The sequence below is a fragment of the Methylobacterium symbioticum genome (genome assembly GCF_902141845.1).
GTDB classification, from domain to species: Bacteria; Pseudomonadota; Alphaproteobacteria; order Rhizobiales; family Beijerinckiaceae; genus Methylobacterium; species Methylobacterium symbioticum.
The window spans coordinates 45,587-53,523 of the sequence record NZ_CABFPH010000033.1 but is presented as its reverse complement, the minus strand read 5'-3'; the positions used below and the strand labels follow the sequence as shown (position 1 = coordinate 53,523).

The window sequence follows — 7,937 nt, the reverse complement described above, 5'->3', positions numbered from 1 at the left end:
GGTCGGCGGCCTGGGCGGCGGCGACGGCGGCGAAGGCCGCAGCCGATCCGAGAAGGGAGCTCTTCAAGAGCTTCATCGATATCTCCAAAAGCTTCGAGATCCAGAAAATCGACAGCCGGCCGCTGGCTCGACACGCTGCTGTCTTTATCGATCTTCGATAGATCTTCCCGGCTCTACCAAAAATCGATAATCTTCCACGATGCACGTTGAAGTTTAAATGCCTTCGTGGTGATTTCAGGCTAGGCGATGATTCCTTGAAGCGACAGATGAAATCTGCGCCAAACGGGGCGTGCGCGACGATCGTTGCCAGATTGCAACACGCGGTGCTCAGAGGACCCGAAATAGTGCAGCTTCGGGCCTGATCGGCCGGGACATCGGCGCTGACGCGACGGTTTGTGACCCGCCGCGATCCGAACGTCGTCGGGGGCCGCCCTCTATTGCGGCAGGCAGGGCCTCGTTATTGAGCGCGCTCGCGCTTGGCGCGGGCGCGCGACCCGCAAGCATGCATCGCACACGGATTCGCGACCCGTCGCGCAGAGCAGCCAGCAGGCTGCCCGGCCCTCCCTGGGCCGAGCGGATCTTCAGCAGGGCTCATGGCTCCGCACCGGACTGCGACAGGCCGCACCGTCCCGGACCGATCGAAGGCCGTCGGCGAAGCCGCTGCGCGCATCACCGCGCTGGACTGCCGAACCGGCCTCACAACCGCAGGCTACAGGCACAGCTCGGCCGCTTCCGCGCACAGGCGGAGGCACGGATGGCGGTCCTCAGCGATATCGACGGCTTCTACAGCCCGCTGCGCCGCCGCTCGGCTACCGCTCGCCCGTCGGCTACGAGCAGGAGACCGGGTCGTACCCGATCCTGTCCGTGAGCCGCCTGATCCCTTCGGGATGGCGGATGTCGCCGTCGCTCGAGCGCCCCGTCGGCTTGCCGATCCGGTTTCCGCTTCGATCGAGCGGAGCCCGGATCAATCGAGCTTGGCGAGGGCCTGCGCGATATCGGCGATCAGGTCCTCGACAGTCTCCAGGCCGATCGAGAGACGCACCGTCTCGGGACCGACGCGGGCGGCGGCGCGCTCCTCGGGGCGGAGCTGACGGTGCGTGGTCGAGGCCGGGTGGATCGCCAGCGACTTGATCTCGCCGATATTCACGAGGTGCGAGATCAGATCCAGGCCCATGATGAACCGGATCGCGGCCGGCTCGCCGCCCTTCAACGCGAAGGTGAAGATCGAGCCGGGCCCCTGCGGCACGTAGCGGTCGGCGAGCGCCGCGCCCTCCTGGCCGGGCAGGCCCGGATAGCTGACCCAGGCGACCTGCGGATGGTCCTTCAGATAGGCCGCGACCGCCCGCGCATTGGCGCAGTGGCGGGCCATGCGCAGCGGCAGCGTCTCGATGCCGGTGAGCGTCAGGAAGGCGTTCATCGGCGAGAGGCCGGGGCCGAGATCGCGCAGGCCGAACAGGCGGCAGGCCACCGCGAAGGGCATGTCGGGGAAGCGCTCGCGCACCACCAGCCCCTCGTAGTCGGGCCAGGGCGCGTTGATCAGGTCGTAGCGGTCGTCGCGCTGCGCCCAGTCGAAACGGCCGGCATCGCAGATCACGCCGCCGATGGTCTGGCCGGAGCCCCCGAGGAACTTCGAGGTCGAGTGGAACACGATGTCGGCCCCGTGCTCGATCGGCCGGATCAGGGCCGGGGAGGCGAGGGTGTTGTCGACGACGAGGGGCAGGCCGTGGCGCCTGGCCACCGCGGCGATGCCCGCGAGGTCCATCACGGCGGCGCAAGGGTTGACGATCGACTCGCAGACGATCGCCCGGGTCTGCGGCGTGATCGCCGCCTCGAAATCCTCGGGCGTCAGGCCCGCGGCGAACTGGGGATGCAGGTCGTAGCGCCCGTCGAGGCGGCGCATCAGGCCGAGCGAGCCGCCGAACAGGCGCGGCGAGGCGACGTAGGCCTCGCCGGAGCGCAGCAGCGTCATCAGCACGAGGAGCAGTGCCGACTGGCCGGAGGAGACGGCGACCGCGGCCTTGGCGCCCTCGAGATCGGCGACCCGCCGTTCCAGGGCCGCGACCGTCGGGTTCGAGCCGCGCGAATAGGAGAAGCCGGTGCGCCGCATCGCGAAGATGTCGGCGGCCTGCTCCGTCGACTCGAAGACGAAGCCGTTCGTGAAATAGATCGGCTGCGCCCGGGCGCCGGTGGCGGGGTCGGGGCTCGCGCCCGCATGGATCGCCCGCGTGGCGAAGCGGAAGTTCCTACCGGAGTCTGCCTTGGCGTCCGTCATCAGATCTGCATTTCGGTTCGGGAGCGCGCGGACCGCGCCCGCCGCAGGATCGCGTCCGGGGGTCCCACTTTGCGCGGGCCCGCGCAAGGGGGCCGCGGCAAAGCCCGCTCCGCGCCGGGCTCGGGATCCTGGTCCGGGCGGCTGCCGAGGGGGTGCCGAGAGGGCTTCTCCGCGCTCAGGCGGCGCGGCGGGCGAAGGCGCGCAGGGTGCGCACCAGGGTGGTCGGCTCGTAGGGCTTCGGGATGAAGCGGGCACCGTCCGGCATGTCGTTCGGACCCGGCGTGCCCATGCCGGAGACGATGAGGACCGGGATCGCAGGCCAGCGATCGGCCACGAGGCGGGCGAGGGCGAAGCCGTCCATGGAGCCCTGGGGCATGTCGACGTCGGTCATCAGGATGCCGACATCGTCGCGGTTCTCCAGCACCTTCAAGGCCTTGTCCGCATGCGGCGCCTCCAGGACCGTGAAGCCCGCATCGGACAGGGTGTCGGAGGCCTCCATCAGCAGGAGACCGTCATCTTCCACGAGGAGAACGACGGGTTGCTCGGGAGGGGTTTCGGGCATCAGGATCCGCGGGCGTTCTCTCGAACCGGCGAGGGCGGGCCTATTCCCCGTGCCCGCCCCCGTCAAGGCGCGACGGCTACCGGGCCGCGGGGCGGTCCAAGTGGGCACCAAGGGCGCCGGGGCGGGCGCCAGGGAGCGGAGCCGCGCGCCCGCGGCCCCGGGCTCCCTCAGCCCGCCACGAGGCCGGCCAGCGGCGCCTCGAGGGTCAGGAGGACGCCGGTCGCGGGATAGGCGAGATGCGCCGAGCCGCCGACCCCGTAGGCGATGCTGCGCTGGATCAGCCGCGAGCCGAAGCCGGAGCGCGCGGGCGGCGACACCGGCGGGCCGCCGCTCTCCTCCCAGCGGAAGCGGAACAGGCGCGCCTCCTCCGGCCCAGCGACCTCCCAGGCGATCGCCACGCGGCCGGCGGGGGTCGAGAGGGCGCCGTACTTCGCCGCGTTGGTGCCGAGCTCGTGCAGCATCAGGGAGAGCGTCAGGCCGGGGCGGGCGGCGAGCGTCAGGTCGGGCCCGGACACCGTGAAGCGGCCGGACTCGCCGCCGCCGTGAAGCGCCACCGCCGTGCCGACGAGGTCGGCGAGCGCGACGCTCGACCAGGAGCCCTGCAGCAGCACCTCGTGGGCACGGGCCAGGGCGAAGAGCCGCGCGCCGAGCGCCTCGCCGGCGGCGGCGAGGGAATCGGCGTTGCGCAGGGTCTGCGCGCTGATCGCCTGGACCATGGCCAGGGTGTTCTTCACCCGGTGGGCGAGTTCCTGCATCAGCAGGGTCTGGCGGTCCTCGTTCTGCTTCAGCTCGGTGATGTCGCGGGACACGGCCAGGATCCGCTCGGGCCGCCCGTCGGCCCCGTCGATCGGCGTCACCGCGATGTCCCACCAGGTCCCGGCGCCGCCGCGCTCCAGCCGCGCCTGGAAGCGGCGCGGGCGCCCGGCCCGGGCGGCGTCGAGGGCCGCCTCCACCGCCGCCCGGCTCTCGGGCACCGACCAGAAGCCGGCCCAGGGCTGGCCGATCAGCGCGGCGTGGTTCGCCACCCCGAACATGGCGGGGCCGTTCGCGCTGACGGGGATCATGCGCCCGTCGAGGGCGAGCACCTTCACGCAATCGATGCTGGTCCAGAGGATGCGGCGGTTGAACTCCTCGCTGGCGCGCAGCTGAAGGTTCAGCTCCTCGGCATCGGCGAGACGGGCAGTCCGGTCGGCGAGATCGCTCCGGCGCTTCGCGTCGAGCGCCTCGGATTCGGCGCGGATCCGGTCCGTCTCGGCGCGGCTCGCATCGCGCTCGGAGGCCACGATCCGGCCGAGCCGCGCGTTGCGCAGGAGCTCGGCATCGGCCTGGCGGTGCGCCTGGATCAGCAGCGCCCGCAGATGCCGGTTCTCGGTCTCCAGCGAGGCGAGGCGCCGCGCGGCGCCGCTCTCATCGGCCGGAGGCCCCCCCTCAAGCGTGATCGTGTCCATCGCCGCCCCCGCGGCGCCGCTCATGGCCCGCAACCGTGCGGACGCATCGGCGCCCGACCCGACGAGCGCGCGAGGGCGGCGGCAGGGATTCCTGGCACGGGCGCAGCCCGGCGGCTTCAGCCACTTCTGATCATGCGCCCCGACCGCGGTCCCGCGATTCGTAGGGTACGCTCAAGCTAGCACGGCGCGCGGGCCGCACAAGCATCCTGCATCGGGCGTCACTGATTTCCCTGACACGGAAACCTTGACTGTCGCGTCGCCGCGGGGCGGTTCACTTGTTTCTTCCGAGAAGGACCAGCCAGCCGACGCCCAGGATGAAGACGATCAGCCCGATCGTCACGAAGACCGGCGTGCCGAGATCGATCAGGCGCGGGGCGAGCTGGGTCGCGAAGGCCGCGACGACGAGGGCGACCGCGACCCGCGCGGCGGCCCGCTCGATGCCGCGGGTGATCTTGTCGAGGCCCTTGATCTCGATCTCGACGGTGACCTTGCCCTGCTTGAGCCGCACCAGCATCAGGTGGATGAGGGTCGGCAGCTCCGAGGCCGCGCCGTAGAGGCCGACGCCGAGCGCCTCGGCTTTCGCCTTCAGTCCCGAGAGCGAGAACTGCGTCTGCATGCTCGCGCGCACGGTGGGGCCGGCGGCGGCGAACAGGTCGAAGTTCGGGTCGAGGTGGCGCATCACGCCGTCGGCGGTGACGAGGCCCTTGAACAGGATCGCGAGGTCGGTCGGCATCGCGAGGTCGTTCTCGCGGGCCATGGTCATGAAGTCGGTGAGCACCAGCCCGAGGTTCAGCGGGATCGAGGAATGGCTCTCGACGAAGGCCTGGGCGGACATCTGGAGCTTGGTCATGTCCGGGTTGCTCGCCCCGGTCCAGTCGAGGAGCACGGCCATCAGCCCGTCCGCGTCCTGCTTCAGCATGGCGCCGATCAGCACGAGGAGCTGGTTACGCCGCCGCCGCGAGAGACGCCCGATGATGCCGAAATCGATGAAGCCGATCCGGTTGCCCGGCAGCGCCAGCATGTTGCCGGGATGCGGATCGGCGTGGAACACGCCCTCGATGAGGGCCATCTGCAGGAAGGCGTCGGTGCCCTTCTGGGCGAGCAGCTTCTTGTCGACGCCGGCCTCGCGCAGGCGCGCCTCGTCGTTGGGCGGGATGCCTTCGATGAACTCCTGCACCAGCACCCGCTCGGAGCACCACTCCCAGTAGATCTTCGGGAAGACGATGTCGTCCCGGCCCTCGAAGATCTGGGCGAGCACCTCGCAGTTGCGCGCCTCGTTCAGGAGGTCGAGCTCGCCGTTCAGCCCTTCCGCGAGATGGCGCATCTGCTCGCGCGGCTGGTAGCGGGCCATGTCCGGCCACTCGGTCTCGACGATGCGGGCGCCGTGCGCCATCAGGCGCAGGTCCGCCTCGATGATCTTGCGCAGGTTGGGCCGCAGCACCTTGACGATGACCGCCTCGCCCGTGTGCAGCCGCGCCTTGTAGACCTGGGCGATCGAGGCGGAGGCGATCGGGTTGGTGTCGAACGCCGCGAAGACCTCGTGCGGGCTGGCGCCGAGATCCTCCTCGAGTTGCGGCCGGATGGTCTCCCAGGGCACGGGGGAGACCTGGCTGTGCAGCTTCTCCAGTTCCTCCGTCCAGGCCGGCGAGAGCAGGTCGGGACGGCTCGCCAGAACCTGGCCGAACTTGATGAAGGTCGGCCCCAGCGCCTCGATGGCCCGGCGCAGGCGCTCCGGCTCGGACAGGCGCGTCACGTCGACCCGGGGCTTCCGGCGCGGCAGCAGCGGCAAGTAGCGCAGGCCGAGCCGGTCCACGACCCGGTTGACGCCGAAGCCGATCAGGATCGTGGCGATCTCCGAGAGGCGCTGGCGGTCGCGGGCGGCAACGAAGGCGGTCTTCAGCATGAAACGGGGCGCTTCCGTCCGGACGAGGGGCCGCTGCCCGCACAGCACGAGCATCGGGACTTTTTTGAGGTCGGATCGACGCCGGGCAACGCCACATCCGCGCGAATCCGCAGGCGGGAGCCGGCCGGGCCCGGGCCGACCCGCCCCGTCCCGAAGCCGGGCCGCCCCCCGATTCGACGCGCGGAGCGTACGGGATGCGCCCTATCCCTCCAGTCCCGCCTTGCGTCGCACGGTCGAGCGGGCAGCGTCCACCGCCACGGCCGCCGCGGTCAGGGTCCGCAGCTCCGCCGGCCGCTCGATGGCCTCGCGGGCGATCTCCGCGGCGAGGCCGTCGATCTCGTCGGCGAGCGCCGCGAGGCGCCCCTGCCCGCCGCCCGCCCGGGCCGCGGCCTGGATCTCGACGAGCCGCTCGGTGGCGGTCTCGACCCGCTCGCGGCGGATCCGGAACACCCGCTGGCGCAGCCAGGCCAGCGCCGAGCCGATGCCGCCGCCGAGGAAGGCGAAGAGGTAGATCCAGGTCTCGTAGCGCTCGATGAAACCTTCCTGCTCGCGCTCGAAATAGTCCATCGCTCCGGGATGGATGGGAAAGCGCGCGGCGGTGGCCTCCACCGTGCTGTCGTAGGCGGGCGCCTGGATGTCGGCGGCCGCGGGCAGGGCGTCGGCCAGTGCGCCGCGCATCTCGAACAGGTTCTGCGTCACCTCCGCCGCCGTGCTGCGCGAGAGGTCGGCGCGGGCCATCAGCCGGTAGGCGGTGCCGACGGTCGCGACCTCCTCCTCCGGGATCCGGGGCCGCCCCCCGAACAGGCCTGCGGGCACGCTCTCCGCCTGCAGGCGCGGCATCCGCGCGATCAGGGCCGGACCGTCCGGCACCCCGAACAGGCGCACCTTCCCCTCGGGATCGGCCTGCCCGGTCAGACCGACGAGGCGGGCGGCGGCCGGCGTCGTCGGGGTGGTGAGCAGGATCACCGCCTCGATCCGCCGCGCCGCGAGCGCCGCCGTCAGTTCGGCCTCGGTCACGGGAGCCAGCGTCGCCGCATCCTCCGGGGCGTCCGCGCCCGGCGCGGCGGCGAGCCCGTAATGGGCGAGCACGGCCTCGATCAGGGCCCGGTCGGAGACGCGCTCGGCCAGCACCCCGATCCGGCGCCCGGCGAGGTCGGAGAGACCGGAGAGGCCGGCCGATTCGGGGGCCGCCACGAGGAGGACCTGCTCGCGCAGCACCGCGAGGGTCAGCCCCTTGTCGGGGGTGAGGATGTCCGGACGGACCACGGCGAGGTCGACCGTGCCCGCCTGCAGCGCCTCGGCGCTCTCGCGCACGCCGGGGAAGGGCCGGAGGTCGAGCCGGACCGAGCGGCGGCGCTCGGATAGCCGCGCCGCGATGGCGCGCAGCACCGCCGGCTCGGTGCCGCCGGCGGGCGCCACCGCGACGGTCAGCGTCGTCGCCCGCGACAGCCAGAGCACCGTCCCCGCCGCCGCCGCGAGCAGGATCGCCGCAGCGAGGAAGGCCCCCTCCCGCCGGAACCTGAGCCTTCGCATACCCCGCCTCCCTCCCGGCCACATGGGGAACGCGCGTGCGAACGGCCGCGCTGACACCCGCGCCGATCTATGGAGCGCCCGCGACAATGCGAGACTTTCCAGCGGCGCAGGGGTTATTTATCGTCTGTTCATCCTTCGTCCCGGCCGGTCGGCAGGGTCGTGCGAGCCCTGCCCTGGCCGCCGCGGCCGGCATGCCTGGGTCCCGCGCGGCGCGGGGCC

At 71.8% G+C, this 7,937-nt stretch carries 5 protein-coding genes; all 5 read right to left on the bottom strand.

The genetic code is table 11. The annotated features are described in order from the left end of the window. Positions 1 to 964 precede the first annotated feature (964 nt). The gene (locus MET9862_RS13255) at positions 965 to 2,272 is read right to left on the bottom strand and encodes an O-acetylhomoserine aminocarboxypropyltransferase/cysteine synthase family protein (RefSeq protein WP_142583430.1); all 1,308 of its coding nucleotides are present in this window, start codon (positions 2,270 to 2,272) and stop codon (positions 965 to 967) included. 175 nt (positions 2,273 to 2,447) lie between these two features. Further along, on the bottom strand, positions 2,448 to 2,834 hold the full coding sequence (locus tag MET9862_RS13250) for a response regulator (protein ID WP_142583429.1): 387 nt from the start codon (positions 2,832 to 2,834) through the stop codon (positions 2,448 to 2,450). A 167-nt stretch (positions 2,835 to 3,001) separates the two neighbouring features. After that, positions 3,002 to 4,306 (bottom strand): sensor histidine kinase, encoded by a 1,305-nt coding sequence (locus MET9862_RS13245; RefSeq protein ID WP_244612703.1) that lies wholly within the window; start codon positions 4,304 to 4,306, stop codon positions 3,002 to 3,004. A gap of 247 nt (positions 4,307 to 4,553) precedes the next feature. Continuing rightward, positions 4,554 to 6,185 (bottom strand): ABC1 kinase family protein, encoded by a 1,632-nt coding sequence (locus tag MET9862_RS13240; protein WP_142583428.1) that lies wholly within the window; start codon positions 6,183 to 6,185, stop codon positions 4,554 to 4,556. A gap of 201 nt (positions 6,186 to 6,386) precedes the next feature. Then, positions 6,387 to 7,718, bottom strand: coding sequence for a TAXI family TRAP transporter solute-binding subunit (locus MET9862_RS13235; RefSeq protein ID WP_142583427.1), 1,332 nt, complete (start codon positions 7,716 to 7,718; stop codon positions 6,387 to 6,389). Positions 7,719 to 7,937 lie beyond the last annotated feature (219 nt).